Genomic DNA, 19109 nt, shown 5'->3' on the forward strand with positions numbered 1-19109 from the left:
AGCTATTTTCTACCCTACTCGCTATCACCACTACGCTCTTGCTGTTTTTTCTGTGCCATACGTTTCTGGTGTGCACGATCCTTTGCACTCACATGATTTGCATCAGTTGGAAGATTTTCTTTCGAACGTCCAATTCCATTGCTCATCTTTCCCACTCCTTTTTACGTTTTTCAAAATACATGTTTATTTTCAGCTAGAGTTACAATCCTTATACAAAAAATAAGAGCAGCCATTGGCTACTCTTACTCGCTCACATATTTTTGAAACATATCATGGATGCCTTTATTTACTAGGTTCGAGATCTGCTCGTCAGATTTATTCGGATAACGATCACGCAATCTGATAGATGCCTTCACCATTAAATTTTCTAATACAGAACGGCCACCTTCTCCATAAATAATTTCAGCATATTTAACAAGCCTTCCATCCTCTACTGTTGCTGGATTATGATTGAAGAAAAATTTACTCATTGTCTCCACCTCTCTCTTTTGATAACGTTTACATTTATATAGATTATTTATGTTATTTATTTCACAATATTGTATGCATGTATATTTAATTAGTTTCATTATAAAGCAACATATCGATAGTAAATATGTGATTTTCCGTCCATTTTGTGAACAAATTAAAAATGAAAGCGTTTCCTTTATTATATACTAAAAAAACTTACTACGCTAGGGGCAATTTTTTTCAATCTACTAACCCCTCGAAAATTGATATATTTTTTCTTTTCCCATTAAACCTTATACAATTTTCAGAAATTATATTATAAAATATATGTATGACTTAAGGAGGCTTTGTATGAATCAAAATAAAAAAGCTATATTAGATCTTGTCTTTTATCTCGTAATCCCATTCCTCATTTGGAAATTTGCAAAACCTTATATCGATCCTTATTACGCGATGTTACTTTCCTCTGTTCCGGGGATTATTTATACACTGTATACCTTTAAAAAAGAAAAACAGTTTAACGTGACAGGGTTCTTTATTTTAATTACACTCATTTCTAATACAACGGTAGATTTATTATCTGGGTCAGCTGAACGAATGTTGTGGAATGATGCATATTATCACATCGTACTCGGTATTATCGTCATCTGTACAATTTTCATAAAAAAACCACTCATGTTATATTTCGCTGCGGATATTGCAGCGCTGCAAGGACATGACCGCGATAAAAGTCGTGAGCTTTATCGTGATAGTCGTATATATCCAGCACTGCAATATTTAACGTTATTTTTCGGGCTGCAATTTATATTAAAAAGCTTTTTAAAAATTTATTTCATCTCTGTTTTTGGTGTAGATGGCTACGGTGAAATGAGAGCGATTATGACCGCTGTCGGCTGGGGCATTTCTATTTGTATCGGAATAGGGTTCGTATGGGTGAACAATAAAATACATGCCGTTACGGAAGAACAAGAATCCGTGCAGTAAATAAAAATCCCCTAGTGTATTACGACACTAGGGGATCTTTATTTTGCTAGACATATGACTAAAATTTAACTTGATTTTTTTCTTTTACTTTTTACATTTCGATAAAACAAAGCAGCACTCAGCGGCATAACACCAAACCACTTATTCATAAATGGCTCTTTTTCAGCACGGCGTTGTTCTTTCTTTTGTTTTCGATCTTCTTTTGGAGCATCCATATACGACACAAACTGCTGCGTCACAAAGCGAACATAATCATTAGTAGACATATTATCATCACCTCTACTTGATTAGTATGTCCACTTTTTTATACATTAATCTTTTCCTTTAATTCATTCATAATTTGCTTTACAGACTTATTTGTCGTATCGATATGAATATGAGCCTCTTCATAATAAGCTCGGCGTAATTCAAATTTCGTTACAAATGCATCTATATCTTTCTTTTGAAATAGTGGACGTGTCGTATCTTCACGAAGCCTCTCTGCAATTACATGCGGATCACAATATAAATACACGACAGTTCCGTTCTCTTTCATCCACTTGCGATTTTCCGCTCGTTCAATAATTCCCCCACCAGTTGTAATAATGACATTATGGACTGGTAGCGAACGTAACATTTCGCTTTCATATTCCCGAAAAGCCGTTTCGCCTTCTTCGGCAAAAATATCACGAATTGCCTTCTCTTGCTTCTCTTCGATTTTTTGATCAGTATCTACAACATCCATTTGAAGTTCTTGACTTAATGCTTTTCCAATTGTTGTTTTCCCTGCTCCCATATAGCCGGTTATGTATATAGATTTCATTTTCTGTCCTCTCAATCGTCATTTATTAATTGTTATTATAACGAAAGATGCTACTTTGTTTAATAAAAAAACGTTTTGTTCTTATACTATGAAGAACAAAACGTAACACTCGCTTTTACTTATAAGTACCTCTTCTCACCCACTGCGTTGCAATCCATTTCTCGCCTTTCGTTACAGGTGCCCCTCCGTGTAACGTAAGCTCATTTAGTGATTGATCTTGATAAAAATACTCAAAGTATACTGCCATTCCCTTTCTAGGGTGTACAGAAAGATTTAATTTCGGGAAGTACGTTTCCCCGCCTTCTTCTACATCATTTAAGTACATTACAAGCGTACTAATACGATTGTTAGCAGCTGATCTACTATGTTCCGCAAAATAATCATAGTGTGCTTTATATTGTTGATCCACTTCATAATTTAAAATGTGCAATCCTTCACCATGCGACGCAGGAACATTCATGATAGATGAAATTCGTTTTTCAATCTTTGAAGTAAGTTCATTGTCTTCCAAAAATGCACCGCTACTTGTTCGAATATCATTTACATCACGTGATGAACCAACTTTAGAACGCTTCATTTTATTTTTAGACATTTCAATCAATTCATCACACTCTTCATCACTTAGTACATTTGCTAATACGACAATAAGAGGTTCTTCGAATTTTGAAATAATGTGTATTTCTCTATCTTCTGTCATAATCGTATTTCCTTTATGATCAAAAATAGTTTGTTCCTTATTTTCACCTATTTGATTGTTGTTTGTCATTTCCCTATTCTCCCTAAAAATAATGATTGGATAGCATGAATATATCACATTCTTTCTACCTTTCTCTTTTTTGAGAAAATTTAAACTTTTAATCATTATATTTATCCATTTCTTCTAAAAAATCAATTCAATTTACAATAGAAATCCCTGGTTTTTCTTCGTATTTTTTACATACTATTCTTCTATCCAATCGACTATTTTTCCATCCTTTTTTCTATACCGAAAGCTCACCGTATAGAAAGCTTCCTGTTTGAGTGTACACTGCAACGCAACGAGAATTAAATCATTTTCAAAGATATAATTTCCACTCACTTCTCCCTTTTCATACTGAAAGAAAAATGCACCTTCTTTTTCTTTTTGCTGTAAGTCTTTTTTTATATCTGTAATAGATCGGTTAAGTAGTTCATCCAGTAAAAACTTTTGTTCTATTTCTATATAAAAATTTTTATCTGTAAACAACATATTTGTTTCGTATATAAAAAAAGAAGTTAATAAAATAAGAAAGATGAGTGTTCCAGGCATTGTAAACCCATTTTGCCCTCTCATACATTCATTTCCATTTCACTATATCGCATAACTACACCTTCATATATTTTTCCGCTAGTATCTTTCACATTTATAATGAGTACATGAGGTGTTAGTTTGTAAGAAACCGTTCCAATATTTTGTAAAACAACTTCCCTCCCGCGCCTATTTACCTTTCTTATAAGACGACTATTCTCTTTTTCATACGATACTTCACTCCCATTACGCGATCGAAATCGTAAAATACTTTCTCCATTTTCAAATGCTAGCTGTTCTCCAGATGATACTTCACGAAACTCCAATTGCATTTGCCCTAAATACACATCCCACTCCCAATCATTTAACCCTTTCGACTGTTTATTTTCCATTTCAATGAAATGTAGGCGGGGAAAGAGCAAAAAAAATATTGATAATAGAAACAGACATACAATCATTTCTATTAATGAAAAACCAAATTCTAATTTATTTTTTCTCCTACATAAAAGCATTGTTCCATCACTCTGTCTTTCACATCTCTCCACATGGTACAAACTTCATTGCCTCCCCAATATGTGTAATACACAATTCCATTTATATTCTTTTCTATTATTCGCTTTTCTTCATTTCCATACATATATATAATTGCTTCCTTTTTTAATAATCCAGATGCCTTATAACGAATTTGTATATTTTTTCTTTCTTGCATAACTAATACTGTTTGCGGTAGTAGTAACGATACAGCCATCATTAAAATACTTAACGATACAATCATTTCAGCCATTATGGATCCTTTTTGACATTTCACGATACGTAAATCTCCCTCTTCCAAGCTGAAATACAATTTCATATTTATAATTTCGATATGAAATTATAATCGTACCACCTCTATTAATATTTCCACTTGGATTATATGTCATCGGATTTGGAAACGTATGCAAATCAATTTGTATATCTTCTTCATACTCCCGCTTGACGATATAATACTTTGTACCTGACTCTTTTATAGCATACATATTTCTATCTTTATGCCAACGTAATGTATAGTGCTTTTGACGATTTATCGCTAATTGCTGCATATACAAAATATCATTTGAAAACTGTCTCAAAAATTGTTCAACTTTTTGTCGCTCGTATAAGGAATGAACACTAAAATACGTAACTACACTTAATACAGAAATAGCAAATAAAACGAGTAACATTTCTAAAAAAGTAAACCCCTGTTGTTTCACAATGCCCTAATTGATACTGAGCCATCATCTGAAATATGAATAGATTCGCCATTCGGGCACTTATCAGTTGTAATATACTTTTCATCTGTCAGTTCTTTTAACGATGGAATTTTATTATGTTGTAATTGATATACTTGTATTTGCGCTTCTATAGATTTCACGTAAGCTGCACACCCTTTTCCTTGGACCGATGAACGCTGTGTAACTACATTCGGAATAATTAATAGTAATAATATAGTTATGACAACCATTACTAATAGCATCTCTAACAGAGTAAATCCTTCCTCATTCTGCATACAAATGCCCCCTAAATAGAATTCATCATTTGAAACATTGGCATAATCATCGCTAAATACATAAGGACAACGATTCCTCCAATACATGTAAATAAAATAGGCTGAATGATAACTAACATATGTTTAATTTTCCGTTCCATCTTTTCCATAATAAGATCGCTATAGTCACCTAATTCAATCGCTAAATTGCCGTTTGCTTGTCCATGCGTAATAACATAAGAAAGTTCTTTCTCGTAATACCCACTTTTAGCAATGATAGATTGTAACTGTTCTCCTCCAATTAATTGTCTTTCAATCCGGCTCGCTTCATATTGAAAGAACGGATGATATCTTTGCTCCATCATTATTGTTAAAGCTTCGCATACTGATAGTCCACCATTTAATAAACCACTCAACTGAGTAGCAAAATAATGTGAATGCTTTAAAATAAGAAATGTTTTGATGAGGGGCATACGAAGCATGATTTTTACCTGGCTAATATGTGGAAGTTTCCTAAAATACAACATATACAAACTACATCCAATAATAACAGTTAAAATAGCGGTTAAAATAATGTAAGGTAGCAGTTTTATTGCACTTAAAATTTGTTCTGTAAGTAGTGGTGTATTAGAACCGAACGAACTATAAACCATTTCAACCTGAGGTAATAAAATGAGGTTGAAAATAAAAAGCATGATTAGTAGAAAAAACATTAAAAACATAGGATACTGCATGATTTTCATCATATCTCTCCTATACTTATCTTTCTTATAAAGAAGTGCACTTCCTTGTTGCAAAGCAAAAGAAATATCACCATGTTGCTCGGCATAAAATAAATAACTTAACATGTCCTGATGAAACTTTAACTGATGAAAAGAATCGTGTAGACTTTTCCCATCTTTTAACCCCTCAATCATGTGCTGCAATTGTACTTTCTTTTCTACAGGTAATTGAAACTGTAAAAATTCTAATGCTTGTAAAAGAGAGTAGCCTTTTTCTAGTAATTCTCCTAAACGTTTCAACAATACTACTTGATCACTTAAACTCCAAGTTTTCTTAAACATAAACATCATCTTCTAAAAAACCTAAAGCATATCCTTTTCTTATTGACGATTCTAAAGTCTCATGTTTGTAAGTAACACATTCTCCATCTGCTTCTTTAAGCGCTTGTTTTAACTCATATCCATATAGCAGCTCATAAATGCTTGCTTGCCTTACTTGCCTCATTGATTTACATAAAGTTGAGCACTTTCCTCTGCAAAACGGACACTTCAATTCGACAAGTCGCTGTGCAGCTACAGCCAATAAAGACTGTTCAATCTCTTGCCTCGTTATACCATAATCCATGAAACGAATGATTGCTCCTTTCGCATCATTCGTATGCAGCGTTGTCATGACTAAATGTCCTGTCAAACTTGCTCTTATAGCTATTTTTGCTGTTTCTTCATCACGGATTTCACCGACTAAAATAATATCTGGATCATGACGTAAAATAGCCTTTAACCCTGTTTCATATGTGAGACCCGCTTTTTCATTTATTTGAATTTGTAATACATCGTCACTTCTTTTTTCAACTGGATCTTCAAGTGTAATGATGCGACGTGTTTTCTTTTTTCTAATTACCTCTAATAATGCATACATTGTCGTTGTCTTCCCAGAACCAGTCGGTCCAGTAAACACGAGTAGCCCCTGTGAATAGCGTAAAAACGAGAGTAGTTTTGCTGCCGTACTTGGAAATAACGAAAGATGTGATAAGGGCTGCACAGATGCTTGTAAATGAAGGCGAATAACGAGACTTTCTTGATATACTGTTGGAAGTGTTGAAAGGCGTAAATACACTTCTTGTCCATCAATTTGCAAATACAACGAACCATTCTGTGGCTTCCGTTTCTCTCCTATGTCCATAGATGCTAAAAATTTAAAATGTGAGACAAGTTTTTCTCCAAACTCCTTTTCAATACAATGTCTCGTCATTAAATCTTTTCCTACACGTAGTTGCACCGCTACATCCTTCTGCCGGGGCACAATATGTAAATCTGACGCTTGTACCCTACACGCTTCTTTTAAAATTGTATTCGCAAAAATTTCAATCCCATTCATCACTTTTCCCTCCTCACTATGTATATAGCATGAAAACATGCACAATAAAAATTTGGAATTTTGTATTTCCACTAGAACAAAAAGGAAAAATATGTTTGTGAAATTATGAACAATTTCTGAATTATTGTCTGAAATTACCTATACTCATGTTTATCTGTATTATAATGTTATTATCTTGGATAAAGTGATAAAGGTGGAGATCCTCATGGAACAAGCTTTAAAAATTACAGGTGTTTTAGCTGACCCAACTCGTTATTACATTTATAAATATATTTCGCAAAAACATAGTTACGTAACTGTACAAGAAATTGCAGATGAATTCGATATTCATCCAAACGTAGCGCGTTTACATTTATCTAAATTAGAAGATGTTCATATGCTTAAATCGGAAACGAAGAAAACTGGAAAAGGCGGAAGACCAAGCAGATTATATGTCTTATCTGAAGATGTTATTCAATTGCAATTTCCATTCCGTGATTATCAATTGTTAGCAAGAATAGCATTTAATTCTTTACTTAGCCTTGGCGCTGCTGGTGAAAAAGCGCTATACGAAACAGGAAAACAATTCGGGGCCGAATTAATGCAACAACATATGCAACGTTTAAATGTGAGTGAAGATGCTTTAACAGTAGAGCAAAAAGTTCAAATTGCAAAAGAAGCTTTCTCAACAGCCGGCTTATCACCTGCATTTGAATTAAGTGCAGATGGAACAAAAATTTTCTATGATGTACACAATTGTCCATTTAAAGAAGTTGCTGTTCATCATCCAACTGAAATTTGTAACATGCACGGAGATATGATGAAAGGCATTTTTGAAATCCTATTCCCTAACATGGAATTAACTCGACATGATAGTCTATTAGATGGATGTAAATCTTGTAATTATAAACTAACAATTTAATTTATCATATAAAAAGAAGCCAATAATAATTGGCTTCTTTTTATATAAACGAATATTTACAATAGTAAGAAAAATAAACTATAATGAAAAGAGGTTTTACTTTTTCTAGAAAAGGAGGGAAATAGCATGGATCGCATGTTTCGCGTTCTCGGCTTTTGGACTGGAATTTTCTCGGTTATGTTTTACGTAGGAGATATGCAACAGGCTGCACTACTATTTTTAGGACAAACAGGTTTCTTCGTACTTTTAAGCTATTTAAAATTAACAGAGCGTATGTATATATACGTATTTGGGGCATATTTAACTGTTTTCTTCATAGGATTTACATACTACACGACATTTTTACTTGTCCCTGGGGCTGGACATTAAAAGATGGCATTTTGCCATCTTTTTTTTAATCCCGGAATTTCCTAGTTGACTTATAGGTTTTATTACCTTATATTCTATATAACAGATTGGAATTAGGGGGAATCAACATGAATACACTGCTTGTCGGAATTAACGTTGCAGTCATGCTCATCTTAGTTGGCGTATTATATTATATGCAACGTAAGCATGTATCTTTTAATAAACGTGTATTTACCGCTTTAGGAGTCGGAATTTTATTCGGTCTTATATTACAATTCATTTATGAGCCAACTTCTAAAGTAATTATTGAATCAAATACTTGGTTTGGCTTAATTGGTAACGGTTATGTGAAATTACTTCAAATGATCGTTATGCCACTTATTTTAGTATCTATTATTTCAGCATTTACAAAATTACAGTTAACGAAAAACCTTGGTAAAATTAGTGGTCTTATTATCGGAATTTTAATTCTTACTACAGGAATCGCTGCAGCTGTCGGTATCGCTGCAAGTGCAGGATTTGATGTATCTGCAACAGGCTTGCAACAAGGTGATGCAGAATCTGCTCGTCTGAAACTAGTTGAAGAAAGATTTACTTCTATTGAAAAGACAACAATTCCAGATAAATTATTAGAGCTATTGCCTACAAATCCGTTTCTTGATTTAACAGGCGCTCGTCCAACATCAACAATTTCTGTCGTAATATTTGCAGCCTTTATCGGCATTGCCTTTATAGGTGTAAAACGAAAATATCCAGAACAAGCAGAGCTATTTAAGAAAATGCTTGATGCTGTATATGCAATCGTAATGCGTATGGTAACATTAATTTTACGCCTTACTCCATACGGCGTATTAGCTCTTATGGCAAAAACAGTTGCTGGTAGCGATATAAATGCTATTTTAAAGCTTGGTAACTTCGTGTTAGCCTCTTATGTAGCACTTATCGTAATGTTTATCATTCACTTATTATTAATTGCATTGTCTGGTTTAAATCCAATTCAATATTTGAAAAAAGTGTTCCCTGTACTAACTTTTGCATTCACATCTCGCTCTAGTGCTGGTGCGATGCCATTAAATATTGAAGCTCAAAAAGAAAAGCTTGGTATCTCCGAAGGAATTGCAAACTTCGCAGCTTCATTTGGGGTATCTATCGGACAAAACGGTTGCGCAGGTATTTATCCAGCAATGCTTGCAATGATGGTCGCTCCAACTGTAGGAATTGATCCATTACAACCACAATTTATTTTAACTTTAATCGCTGTTGTTGCTATTAGCTCATTCGGTGTTGCCGGAGTTGGTGGCGGTGCAACATTCGCAGCTTTAATCGTACTATCTACAATGAACTTACCAATCGGTATTGTTGCTCTAGTTATCTCGGTTGAGCCATTAATCGATATGGGTCGTACAGCTCTTAACGTAAGTGGTTCTATGACAGCAGGTCTTATTTCAAGTAAATGGCTTGGTGAATTAGATCAAGATACGTACAATCAAGATGATACAAAAACTGGTGAAATTGCTTCATAATGAAAAAAAGACGCTAACATACAATTGTTAGCGTCTTTTTTATTCCGTTCCCTCTTTATAGATCTTATCTTGAGAATTATCACTCCAAGTATTCTTCTAATTGCTCTTTTAACTCTTCCTCAATCTCATAACAAGATTCATCAGCGAGTTCTCCTACTTTCTTACTACCCAAAATGTTTGAATGAATTGGCATTCCTAAAAAGATTCTTTACCATTCATAAATTGGAATATTGTGAAATTTGATCATCTCTTTTTCTTCATCTAATATAGCTATAGCAACTGTTGAATAATAACCCACCTCAAAGGGATTCTCTTTTTCTCTTGCAAATCCCATATCTAATTCCATGTTTTTTTCTATGTATAAATGCGAATACTCTTTATACAATTTAAGTGATATTCGCTCTATTTCCTTCTCCATACATTGAATGTTCTCTTTTAACTCCAACGTAAACTCCTGTTCTTTATATTTCATTTTCGCCTCCTTAAACATAGAAAAAGAGAATACAATAATATATTCTCTTTCCTCAAATATATTTCATTATCTCACAGCCCGTCCTTTTCACAAATAACCATTTTGTTCGCACCATTTATGAAATTGTCCTACGTCTACTCCAACTAACACGATATCCTTTAGCTCTACATCAATAATTTGTTCTCCAATTACAATAGCAAACTGCGATGCTAATTTTGTCTCGTTTTTCTTTACAATTCCAATTCGGTTCCGATGCGGTCCATCTTTTATATATGCTTTTTGTCCTACAATATCAAAGTTCAAGATTCTCACCTCTTTTACTGCGCTCAAATTGGAAATACGATCTCCACCTCGGAAAATTTCCTTTCATTGCACTATTTCTCTATATATATGACGAAACAATAAAAGAGTCCTTCCTTCTTTACAATTATTTTTTCTTTGTTTCATTTTTGTGATTGAAACGTAAAGTTTATAATAAAATACACTTGGAAGCGCTTTCTATGTAATTTTTTATGTTATAATATAAAAGTAGAACTTCGTAAAGAGGGTTAAAAAAATGAATACAAAAATGATTAAAAAAGTAATTGAAGCATTAAAAGTATATGGCTTTCAGGATGTATCATTCTGTGACAAAACGAGGCAATTTTTATTTCATAACGAAACCGATATTATGAGCGGCTATGCAGAAATAACATATAGTAGTCAATTTGAAAAATTCAACGTACAAATTCATCCAATTGAAACACATCACCAAGCAGAGTTACAAGAGGTTGAAAGACATATACAAGCTTGTATAAGAAAAGTGGAATATTTAAACGCACTTCTTACCGGGCAGACAAAACTAGATGATAAAATTATTATTATGTAAAAAAAGAACGTGATTGAATCACGTTCTTTTTTCATTATATGTTCATCTTTTCCTTTAGTTGTAATCCTGTAACAGATTCTAATACATCCATCGATTCTCCAAATGTCATATCAAAAATTATATTGTCCTCTATGTACGGAAACTGTCTGAAACGCTTTTCTAACACCTTTACAGCATCTGATGTAAAGTTTGCACTATCAATGCCAAATTCTGTTTCAAGAAGAACGATCCAATCTAACACATGAAAACCTAATCCATTGACGAATGCAATAAGTTTTTCTTCTGGGTTTGAAGATAAGAATACTTGGCGTTCCATCTCACTAAAAAGTTCTTCTCCTAAGATTTCAGCTAACTCATCATCATGTTCACGTTCAACAAGTTCTTCGTAGCCGTAATCATCCACAAGCTCTTCTACTTCTTCACTATCCTGACAAAGCAATTGACTAAGAAGTGCCTCTTTCTTAAATTCACTATTTTGTACGACTTCTAAAAAGCTCGTTTCCCATCCATTTTCTAATTTCATATTATGTACTCCTTTATATACGTTTCTTATCATCACTGTACCCAAAAGATCACTTTTATAACCTTTTAGGTAGTTACTATTATTTCACATGATTCATAACATAAGATGCAAACTCAGCTACATCTCCTTCAAAAATATTTATTTCTGGCAAGTGATAGAACGTTGTTTGGAGCGGGTTTCCTGCATGATATACATATATCGTTTTCTCTAGTGCAATCGCCATTCCAAACTCTGTATGGCTCCCGTTTCCGCCATCTAATATAAGTAAAAACACATCCGCTTCTTTTACAGCATTTTTTTCTGCCTGACCAATTTCTCTTAATTGTTCTTGATTCACTGCTCTTTCGTTTTTGGTCCAATCATATGTATGGTGCCATCCTGCATGTTTCAGTTCATTTGCTACGGAACATACAAGATGTTTATTTTGGAAACCTGAGGCGATATAAAAATTCATTTATATACACTCCTTCATTATGTATGGGGAAACTCCTTTTTAGCGTTAATTGTTATAGCTATAATAAAGAACAACTTCAAAAAAAATCCCCATCTTTAAAACTTATTTGCGTTTAAATGATGGGATGCTTCATGGTCTTCTTTTATTTTTTGTTTTTTATAACTTTCATCAGCTAACATTTCTAGTTCAGCTGTTATCTCTGATTTTTCAAGCTCTCTTTCTTGCGAAAATTTCCTTGAAATATAAACAATAACACTACCAACGTACAACACAAAGCATATAATAAGTGCAGTATTTTCATAGAGACTTAGCTCCAACACAGTCACTCCTAATCCATTCGTATTTTCACGCTTCATTAATTGGAATTTCCCTATTAACCCATTTGTTATCCCGCTATTTGAGGGCAGTAAAACCCCCTCCTCAAATTCCAGTGAAAGCAAAGAAGTTAGATGGAGGATGCCCCCAACTGATTAAAGTTTCACTTTATTGTAACATAAAAATATCAATTCTTGGAATCTTTCACCCTACTAAAAGAGGCATGATTGTTTCATCATGCCTCTGAAATATTTTGAATGATTGTTTTAATTGCTTCTTTTCCATTATATTTTTTTAGTGCTGTTTTATACTTCTCATTATTTTGATTCAATTCTTCGACATACTTTATAAGAGATTTTACAGTTACATCTTCTTCATATAATACGGAGGCATACCCTTGCCTTTCAAAGGACTCTGCATTTAATATTTGATCTCCACGGCTTGCAAATTTCGATAATGGAATTAAAACCATCGGCTTTTGTAATGTTAAAAATTCAAAAATTGCGTTGGAGCCCGCGCGTGAAATAACAAAATCTGTTACCGCTAATATATCTGGCAGTTCTCCATGTACATATTCAAATTGTCTATATCCTTCTTTATTTTGTAAACTTTCATCAAGGTTACCTTTTCCGCAAAGGTGAACAATTTGATACTTTTTAAGAAGTTCTGGTAATGCTTCTCGAGCCGTATCATTAATTTTTTTCGCGCCCAAGCTACCTCCCATAATCGTAATAACTGGCTTTTTACGTGAAAAACCTAAAAATGCTAAACCTGTTTCACGATTTCCCTTCAGCACTTCTTCACGTACAGGAGATCCCGTATATATTACTTTTTCTCTCGGTAAATGTTTCGCCGCTTCTTCAAATGTAACAAATATTTTCGAAGCAAAACGAAGCGCAATTTTATTTGCTAGTCCTGGCGTCATATCAGATTCATGTAATAAAACTGGTACTCTATTTAGCCATCCTCCAATTACGACTGGTACGGATACGAAACCGCCTTTTGAAAAAATCACATCTGGTTTTAGTTTTCGAATCCTTACATACGCATCCATAACCCCCTTCATTACAAGAAAAGGATCTTTTATATTTTTTAAATCAAAATAACGACGTAGCTTTCCACTCGAAATACTATAGTAGGGAATGCCTTCCTTTTCTATAATCGTTTTCTCAATACCTTGATGAGAACCAATGTAAGAGATATCCCAGTTGTCTTCCTGTAAATATGGGATAATGGCTAAATTAGGTGTTACATGTCCTGCCGAACCGCCACCTGTAAAGACTATTTTCTTCATACGTCTCCCCCTTCTAGACTATAATACACTAAAATATCTTGCCTCAGGGTGAGAAAATACCATAGCCGTTACGGACGCTTCTGGCTCCATCATGAATCCTTCTGTTAATGAAATACCTATTTCCTCTGGATGAATTAAGCGAAATAGCTTTTCTTGATCTGCAAGTTCTGGACACGCCGGATAACCAAATGACACGCGTATTCCTCTATATTTCGTACGGAAACGTTCTTCCATCGTCAGTTCAGGTGAGTCTGGAATGCCCCAGCGGTCACGAATGAGCATATGTGTTTTTTCAGCAAGTCCTTCTGCTAATTCAAGCGCTAACGATTGAATGGCATGACTACGTAAGTAATCACCTTTCGCCTTCCACTCTTCAGCAATGTCCCGAACTCCTTCCCCAACCGTAACAGATAAGAAAGCAACATAGTCCATCTCATCTCCAATTGGGCGCAAATAATCGCCTAAAGTACGATAGGGAGCCTTTCCTTGTCTAGGGAATGTGAAACGCTCTATAACACGCGTATGATCTTCTGGATCATATATTACAATGTTTTGTCCGTCGCTTTGCGCTGGGAAAAATTGATACACTGCTTTCGGCTTTAACCAAGATTGTCCTTCCTGCAATAATTCATCTATTAAATCATTTAATTCATGTGCTCTCTTATCTCCCTCTTTCAAAAGCTTCTTCACATTTCCTTTTAATCCAAGGTGATGCCCAAGTAGCATTTGTCTATTTAAAAATGGAGCGAGATGAAGAGCCGGAATATCACGTAATACAATTCGTTTTGTTGAATCAGGCACCATAACCTCAGCCTTCGGTAATGGCTCAATTACTGCTGGAATTTCTACTTTCTTCTCCTCTTTTTTTACGATATGAAGATGACGTTCTTTTTTATCCTGTTTCATCTTCTCACGCTCTTCTTCTTTTTGAAGCTTATTAATAATATCGAGCCCCGTCATCGCATCACTCGCATAACAAACGAGCCCTTTATATGATGGTGAAATCCGATTATCTGTAAACTTTCTCGTTAACGCTGCACCACCTACAACAATGGGCACATCAATATTTGCTGCTTTTAAATCTTCAGCAGTCGTTACCATTTGTTGCGCTGATTTTACTAATAAACCTGAAAGGCCTATAATGTCCGGCTTCTTTTCTTGTACTTCTTGAACAATTCGATCCGAACGTACATTAATTCCTAAATTAATAATCTCATATCCGTTATTCGCTAAAATAATTTCAACGAGATTTTTCCCAATATCATGCACATCACCTTTTACAGTTGCTAATAATACTTTCCCTTTTTTTGCACTATCGCTAGATTCCATATGTGGCTCTAAATAACTTACAGCAGCTTTCATACTTTCGGCACTTTGCAATACTTCAGCAACAATAAGTTCATTATTATTAAATAGTCGTCCTACCTCATCCATCCCTGTCATAAGCGGACCGTTAATAATATCAAGAGGTTTTCTTCCTTCTTCAAGTGCAAGACTTAAATCCTCGTGTAATCCTTGTTTCGTACCTTCTACAATATAATTTGCTAGTCGTTCATCTAGCGTTAACGTTTCTTGCACAACGACATCTTTCTTTTTAGCGACTCGGTAAAAGTTTGTAAATTCTTCTAACGTCTCTTTCGTCGTTTCAAACAGTAATGCATCTGCAAGGTGTTTTTCTTCCTCTGGAATCGACGCATAGCGTTCTAATTTTTCCGTATTAACAATCGCGTAATCTAATCCAGCCTTCGTAGCATGATATAAAAAGACGGAATTCAATACTTCACGTCCAGCCGGTGGTAAACCAAATGATATGTTACTTACACCTAAAATCGTTAAACACTCTGGTAACGCTTCTTTAATAAGGCGAATGCCCTCTATAGTCGCTGCCGCTGAACCAATATATTCTTCATCACCTGTCCCTACTGGAAACACAAGTGCATCAAAAATAATATCTGACGGGCGTATCCCATATTTCGTCGTTAATAATTCGTAACTTCTTTTTGCAATTTCTAATTTTCTTTCAGCACTTACTGCCATACCATCTTCATCGATTGTACCAACTACAATTGCAGCACCATACTTACGAAGAAGCGGTGTTACCTTTTCAAAACGCTCTTCTCCATCTTCTAAATTAATAGAGTTGATAACAGCTTTTCCTTGAATATAAGTAAGTGCTCTTGCCATAACATTTTCATCCGTTGAATCAATCATAATCGGTACTTTTAACACTTTCGTAACTTCTGTCAAAAATTTCTCCATATCTTCTATTTCATCACGATCAGGATCTGCCATACAAATATCAATAATATGAGCATTTTTCTTCACTTGCGCTCTTGCCACTTCAGCAGCCTCTTCAAATTTCCCTTCTGCTACTAATCGTTTAAATTTACGTGATCCAATAACATTCGTTCTTTCACCTACAAATAACGGTCTCATAGACTCATCATATTGCAGTGCCTCTAATCCACTAATTCCATGTCCTTCTCTCTCATGATGGTCACGAGGCTTAAGAGATGCTAGTGCTTCTTTCATTGCTTTTATATGTTCTGGTGTCGTGCCACAACAACCACCGATAATATTAACCCATCCTTCTTCAGCAAATCGCTTCACCTTTTCAGCGAGAGAAGATGGAGACTCATGGTAATGTCCATCTTCATCAGGAAGACCTGCATTTGGATAACAAGAAATGTAACACTCCGATAAATCAGATAGTGAACGAATATGGTCCCTCATAAACTCCGGACCAGTCGCACAATTTAACCCAACAGATAATGGTTTCATATGTTCTACTGATAAATAAAAAGCTTCAATTGTTTGCCCAGCCAGAGTCGTTCCCATTGGCTCAATCGTTCCTGAAATCATAATAGGAACCGTTTTTTTCAGTTCTTCAAAAGCAGCTTGAATTCCAATATAAGCTGCTTTCACGTTACGCATATCTTGACTCGTCTCAACGAGTAATACATCAACTTCTCCTTTTAATAATCCTCGTGCCTGCCTTGTATAAGCCACAATCAATTCTTCAAAAGTCACACCACCAGTAACACTAATTGCTTTCGTTGTTGGTCCCATCGCTCCCGCAACATATACTTCCTTACCGCTTTCTTTAACAGCTTGCTTCGCCAAAAGTGCTGCCTTTTCATTTAGTTCTTCATCTAAATGAGACAGCTCATAATCACTTAGTACAATATTCGTTGCCCCAAATGTATTTGTTTCAATAATATCCGCTCCAGCTTCAATATAAGCTTTATGAATCTTTAAAATAACGTCTGGTCTTGTTTCTACTAAATATTCATTACAGCCCTCGTACTCTTCTCCTCCGAAATCTTCAGCAGTTAAATCCTCTTGCTGAATCATTGTTCCCATTGCACCATCTAATATTAAAATGCTATTTTGTAATTTTTCTTCTATACACTTCATCAATTAATACCTTCTTTCACTTCTTGCTTTTCTCTTACATATTTAACAAGATGTTCTGTAATTTCATATTTTAAAAATGGTGTAATAAGATAAATACCATTAAAATATTTCATCGCTGCGTCGATCAATTCTTGCGAAATGCGAATCCCTTCCTCAATTGCCGCCTCTTTCGTTTCGTGTCCATCCATTCTCTCTCTTATTTCTTCTGGAAGAGTAATACCCGGTACCTCAAAATGAAGAAAATCTGCATTCCGCTTACTTACTAACGGCATAATTCCAATAAAAATAGGTTGTTCCAAATGCTTTGTCGCTTCATACACTTCTTCAATTAACGCGATATCGTAAATTGGCTGAGTTAAAAAATATTCCGCTCCAGCATCTATTTTTCGTTCCATTCGCTTAACCGCTGCTTTTAAGTGCCTCACGTGAGGATTAAATGCGCCGCCTACAGAAAACCTTGTCGCCGGTCCAATTGATTTCCCTAAAATTGAACGTCCATCGTTCATTTCTTTAATCATTTTAATGAGCTCAATAGAGGACAAATCGTATACAGAAGTTGCACCAGGAAAATCACCAACGCGCGCTGGATCACCAGTTAAAGCTAACACTTCTTCCATCCCTAACGCCGATAAACCTAACAAATGAGATTGTAGTCCAATGACGTTATGATCCCTACACGTTAAATGTGTCAATACCGGGATATCATGCTTCGTTAATAACGCACCCATTGCCATATTAGAAATACGAGGCGATGCTAATGAATTATCTGCTAGAGTAATAGCATCTGCTCCCGCTCTTTTTAAAGCTCTTGCTCCTTCAAAAAACCGCTGTGTATCTAACGTTTTCGGTGGATCTAATTCCACTACAACTGTCGTTTGTTTTTTCGCTTTCTCTGCTAGAGTGACGTGAGCCTTCGAACGTTTCTCATGCGTATGAACAACTTTCGGCCTTTGAATGGTGTCTTTTTCTATTACAGGTGTAACATTCGCAACAGCGTGCTTCATACTTTGAATATGTTCTGGAGTCGTACCACAACAACCACCTAATAACCGAATACCTTGCTCAATAAATCTCGGCGTCATCGCCTCAAAATAAGCTGGGCTTCCCTCATATACGTAACGTCCCTCCACATAATTCGGGAGACCTGCATTTGGGTATGCTGATAAATAGCCATTTTGCGGAATCGATATCATTTTGAAAGCCTCCGTCATATGAAGCGGCCCTAGTTGACAATTTAATCCAACAACATTTGCACCGTAATCTATAAGTTGCTTTAATATTTCATTGACATCATTTCCATTTTGAGTCGTACCTGCTTCATGTAACGCTAATTGAGCAACAATTGGAATGTTCGTTTGCTTACGCAATACTTTAACAGCATGAAGTAATTCAAATTCATCGTAAAAAGTTTCTAATAGTAATCCATCAACCTGTTCTTCTAGTAAAGCCCCTGCCTGTTCAAGTAGCATAAACTCCCTTTCCATATCAGTCGTTGTAACGGCTCCGATATGTTTCATACCACCAATTGTTCCTAAAATTGCATTTTTATCTGTAACAGATGCTTTCGCCAGTTTTACTGCCGCTCTATTAATTTCTGTAACTTGATTTTCTAATCCGTACATACGTAATTTCGCCTCATTTGCTCCATACGTATTCGTTTGAATTACATCTGCTCCAGCAGCTACATATTGTTTATGAATCGATATAATTAAGTCTGGATCAGATACATTCAATTCTTCAAAGCTACTTTGCAAGCCATGTGAATGCAATAACGTCCCAACCGCACCATCACCTATTACAATTCCTTTTGATAATAAATCTAGTAATTTCACGAATCTCCCTCATTTCTATCAATATAAAAACCCCCTCTTCACTTTGAAGAGG

25 protein-coding genes and 1 pseudogene are annotated in these 19109 nt (G+C 35.1%); 6 read left to right on the forward strand and 20 right to left on the reverse strand.

The genetic code is table 11. The annotated features are described in order from the left end of the window. Nucleotides 1-14: 14 nt before the first annotated feature. Both N2V79_RS20750 and N2V79_RS20755 read right to left on the reverse strand, forming a co-directional pair. Complete coding sequence (locus N2V79_RS20750) at nt 15-146, reverse strand: hypothetical protein (RefSeq protein WP_050844516.1); 132 nt, start codon at nt 144-146, stop codon at nt 15-17. 96 nt (nt 147-242) lie between these two features. Beyond that, nucleotides 243-470, reverse strand: a complete 228-nt coding sequence (locus tag N2V79_RS20755) for a hypothetical protein (protein WP_000032702.1) — start codon at nt 468-470, stop codon at nt 243-245. A gap of 73 nt (nt 471-543) precedes the next feature. Between N2V79_RS20755 and N2V79_RS20760 the strand changes: the two genes are divergently transcribed. Together N2V79_RS20760 and N2V79_RS20765 are read left to right on the forward strand one after the other, a co-directional pair. Then, nucleotides 544-660 (forward strand): hypothetical protein, encoded by a 117-nt coding sequence (locus N2V79_RS20760; protein WP_001987222.1) that lies wholly within the window; start codon nt 544-546, stop codon nt 658-660. 141 nt (nt 661-801) lie between these two features. Further along, a complete protein-coding gene (locus tag N2V79_RS20765; protein WP_001073111.1) occupies nt 802-1434 on the forward strand; it encodes a VC0807 family protein in 633 nt (210 codons plus the stop codon). 65 nt (nt 1435-1499) lie between these two features. On the opposite strand, the gene N2V79_RS20770 is transcribed toward N2V79_RS20765, so the two are convergent. The 10 genes from N2V79_RS20770 to comGA all read right to left on the reverse strand — a co-directional run bounded on the left by N2V79_RS20770 (nt 1500) and on the right by comGA (nt 7110). Continuing rightward, nucleotides 1500-1700: a YqzE family protein gene (locus tag N2V79_RS20770; RefSeq protein WP_000106083.1), complete on the reverse strand. Its 201-nt coding sequence runs from the start codon at nt 1698-1700 to the stop codon at nt 1500-1502. 38 nt (nt 1701-1738) lie between these two features. Beyond that, on the reverse strand, nt 1739-2236 hold the full coding sequence (locus N2V79_RS20775) for a shikimate kinase (protein WP_000836660.1): 498 nt from the start codon (nt 2234-2236) through the stop codon (nt 1739-1741). Between the two features lie 115 nt (nt 2237-2351). Beyond that, nucleotides 2352-3002, reverse strand: a complete 651-nt coding sequence (locus N2V79_RS20780; protein WP_000183863.1) for a 2OG-Fe(II) oxygenase — start codon at nt 3000-3002, stop codon at nt 2352-2354. Between the two features lie 174 nt (nt 3003-3176). After that, on the reverse strand, nt 3177-3548 hold the full coding sequence (gene comGG / locus N2V79_RS20785; protein ID WP_069356197.1) for a competence type IV pilus minor pilin ComGG: 372 nt from the start codon (nt 3546-3548) through the stop codon (nt 3177-3179). Then, nucleotides 3545-4015: a competence type IV pilus minor pilin ComGF gene (comGF, locus tag N2V79_RS20790; protein WP_000923102.1), complete on the reverse strand. Its 471-nt coding sequence runs from the start codon at nt 4013-4015 to the stop codon at nt 3545-3547. Before comGF ends, comGG begins: the two co-directional genes overlap by 4 nt. Then, entirely contained in the window at nt 3985-4287 is a 303-nt protein-coding gene (locus N2V79_RS20795; protein WP_000829462.1) for a hypothetical protein, read from the reverse strand. The genes comGF and N2V79_RS20795 overlap by 31 nt, the downstream gene beginning before the upstream one ends. Further along, nucleotides 4280-4735 carry a competence type IV pilus minor pilin ComGD gene (gene comGD / locus N2V79_RS20800; RefSeq protein WP_002094140.1) on the reverse strand — a complete coding sequence of 152 codons (456 nt, stop codon included), beginning with the start codon at nt 4733-4735 and terminating at the stop codon, nt 4280-4282. The genes N2V79_RS20795 and comGD overlap by 8 nt, the downstream gene beginning before the upstream one ends. Next, nucleotides 4732-5031 (reverse strand): competence type IV pilus major pilin ComGC, encoded by a 300-nt coding sequence (gene comGC, locus N2V79_RS20805; protein ID WP_053563652.1) that lies wholly within the window; start codon nt 5029-5031, stop codon nt 4732-4734. The genes comGD and comGC overlap by 4 nt, the downstream gene beginning before the upstream one ends. An 11-nt stretch (nt 5032-5042) precedes the next feature. Continuing rightward, nucleotides 5043-6074 carry a competence type IV pilus assembly protein ComGB gene (comGB, locus tag N2V79_RS20810; RefSeq protein ID WP_083530659.1) on the reverse strand — a complete coding sequence of 344 codons (1032 nt, stop codon included), beginning with the start codon at nt 6072-6074 and terminating at the stop codon, nt 5043-5045. Further along, nucleotides 6067-7110 carry a competence type IV pilus ATPase ComGA gene (comGA, locus tag N2V79_RS20815; RefSeq protein ID WP_001013187.1) on the reverse strand — a complete coding sequence of 348 codons (1044 nt, stop codon included), beginning with the start codon at nt 7108-7110 and terminating at the stop codon, nt 6067-6069. Before comGA ends, comGB begins: the two co-directional genes overlap by 8 nt. Nucleotides 7111-7315: 205 nt before the next feature. Between comGA and N2V79_RS20820 the strand changes: the two genes are divergently transcribed. The 3 genes from N2V79_RS20820 (at nt 7316) to N2V79_RS20830 (ending at nt 9882) form a co-directional block, all read left to right on the forward strand. After that, nucleotides 7316-8011 (forward strand): helix-turn-helix transcriptional regulator, encoded by a 696-nt coding sequence (locus N2V79_RS20820; RefSeq protein ID WP_000434107.1) that lies wholly within the window; start codon nt 7316-7318, stop codon nt 8009-8011. A 126-nt stretch (nt 8012-8137) separates the two neighbouring features. After that, the gene (locus tag N2V79_RS20825) at nt 8138-8380 is read left to right on the forward strand and encodes a DUF2626 domain-containing protein (RefSeq protein WP_000375619.1); all 243 of its coding nucleotides are present in this window, start codon (nt 8138-8140) and stop codon (nt 8378-8380) included. Nucleotides 8381-8487: 107 nt separating this feature from the next. Next, the gene (locus tag N2V79_RS20830; protein ID WP_001094344.1) at nt 8488-9882 is read left to right on the forward strand and encodes an L-cystine transporter; all 1395 of its coding nucleotides are present in this window, start codon (nt 8488-8490) and stop codon (nt 9880-9882) included. A gap of 79 nt (nt 9883-9961) precedes the next feature. On the opposite strand, the pseudogene N2V79_RS20835 reads toward N2V79_RS20830, so the two are convergent. Both N2V79_RS20835 and N2V79_RS20840 read right to left on the reverse strand, forming a co-directional pair. Beyond that, nucleotides 9962-10354 (reverse strand): annotated as a pseudogene (locus N2V79_RS20835) (hypothetical protein). Nucleotides 10355-10441: 87 nt separating this feature from the next. Further along, nucleotides 10442-10657 carry a DUF3912 family protein gene (locus N2V79_RS20840; RefSeq protein WP_001008326.1) on the reverse strand — a complete coding sequence of 72 codons (216 nt, stop codon included), beginning with the start codon at nt 10655-10657 and terminating at the stop codon, nt 10442-10444. A gap of 253 nt (nt 10658-10910) precedes the next feature. On the opposite strand from N2V79_RS20840, the gene N2V79_RS20845 reads away from it, so the two are divergent. Further along, a complete protein-coding gene (locus N2V79_RS20845) occupies nt 10911-11222 on the forward strand; it encodes a hypothetical protein (RefSeq protein ID WP_001093240.1) in 312 nt (103 codons plus the stop codon). Nucleotides 11223-11256: 34 nt separating this feature from the next. Here the strand turns inward: N2V79_RS20845 and N2V79_RS20850 are convergent, their stop codons facing one another. The 6 genes from N2V79_RS20850 to N2V79_RS20875 all read right to left on the reverse strand — a co-directional run bounded on the left by N2V79_RS20850 (nt 11257) and on the right by N2V79_RS20875 (nt 19057). Continuing rightward, a complete protein-coding gene (locus N2V79_RS20850) occupies nt 11257-11745 on the reverse strand; it encodes a hypothetical protein (protein WP_141544804.1) in 489 nt (162 codons plus the stop codon). Between the two features lie 79 nt (nt 11746-11824). Continuing rightward, nucleotides 11825-12199 carry a nucleoside 2-deoxyribosyltransferase gene (locus N2V79_RS20855; RefSeq protein ID WP_001012331.1) on the reverse strand — a complete coding sequence of 125 codons (375 nt, stop codon included), beginning with the start codon at nt 12197-12199 and terminating at the stop codon, nt 11825-11827. A gap of 95 nt (nt 12200-12294) precedes the next feature. After that, the gene (locus N2V79_RS20860) at nt 12295-12555 is read right to left on the reverse strand and encodes a DUF3966 domain-containing protein (RefSeq protein WP_000817964.1); all 261 of its coding nucleotides are present in this window, start codon (nt 12553-12555) and stop codon (nt 12295-12297) included. Between the two features lie 194 nt (nt 12556-12749). After that, a complete protein-coding gene (murG, locus tag N2V79_RS20865; RefSeq protein WP_089171761.1) occupies nt 12750-13808 on the reverse strand; it encodes an undecaprenyldiphospho-muramoylpentapeptide beta-N-acetylglucosaminyltransferase in 1059 nt (352 codons plus the stop codon). 18 nt (nt 13809-13826) lie between these two features. Next, nucleotides 13827-17225, reverse strand: a complete 3399-nt coding sequence (metH, locus tag N2V79_RS20870) for a methionine synthase (RefSeq protein ID WP_340720194.1) — start codon at nt 17223-17225, stop codon at nt 13827-13829. Continuing rightward, entirely contained in the window at nt 17225-19057 is a 1833-nt protein-coding gene (locus tag N2V79_RS20875) for a bifunctional homocysteine S-methyltransferase/methylenetetrahydrofolate reductase (protein ID WP_000770353.1), read from the reverse strand. Before N2V79_RS20875 ends, metH begins: the two co-directional genes overlap by 1 nt. Between the last annotated feature and the right edge of the window lie 52 nt (nt 19058-19109).

This window comes from Bacillus sp. CH_70 (assembly GCF_038007045.1).
In the GTDB taxonomy this organism is placed as follows: Bacteria; Bacillota; Bacilli; order Bacillales; family Bacillaceae_G; genus Bacillus_A; species Bacillus_A cereus.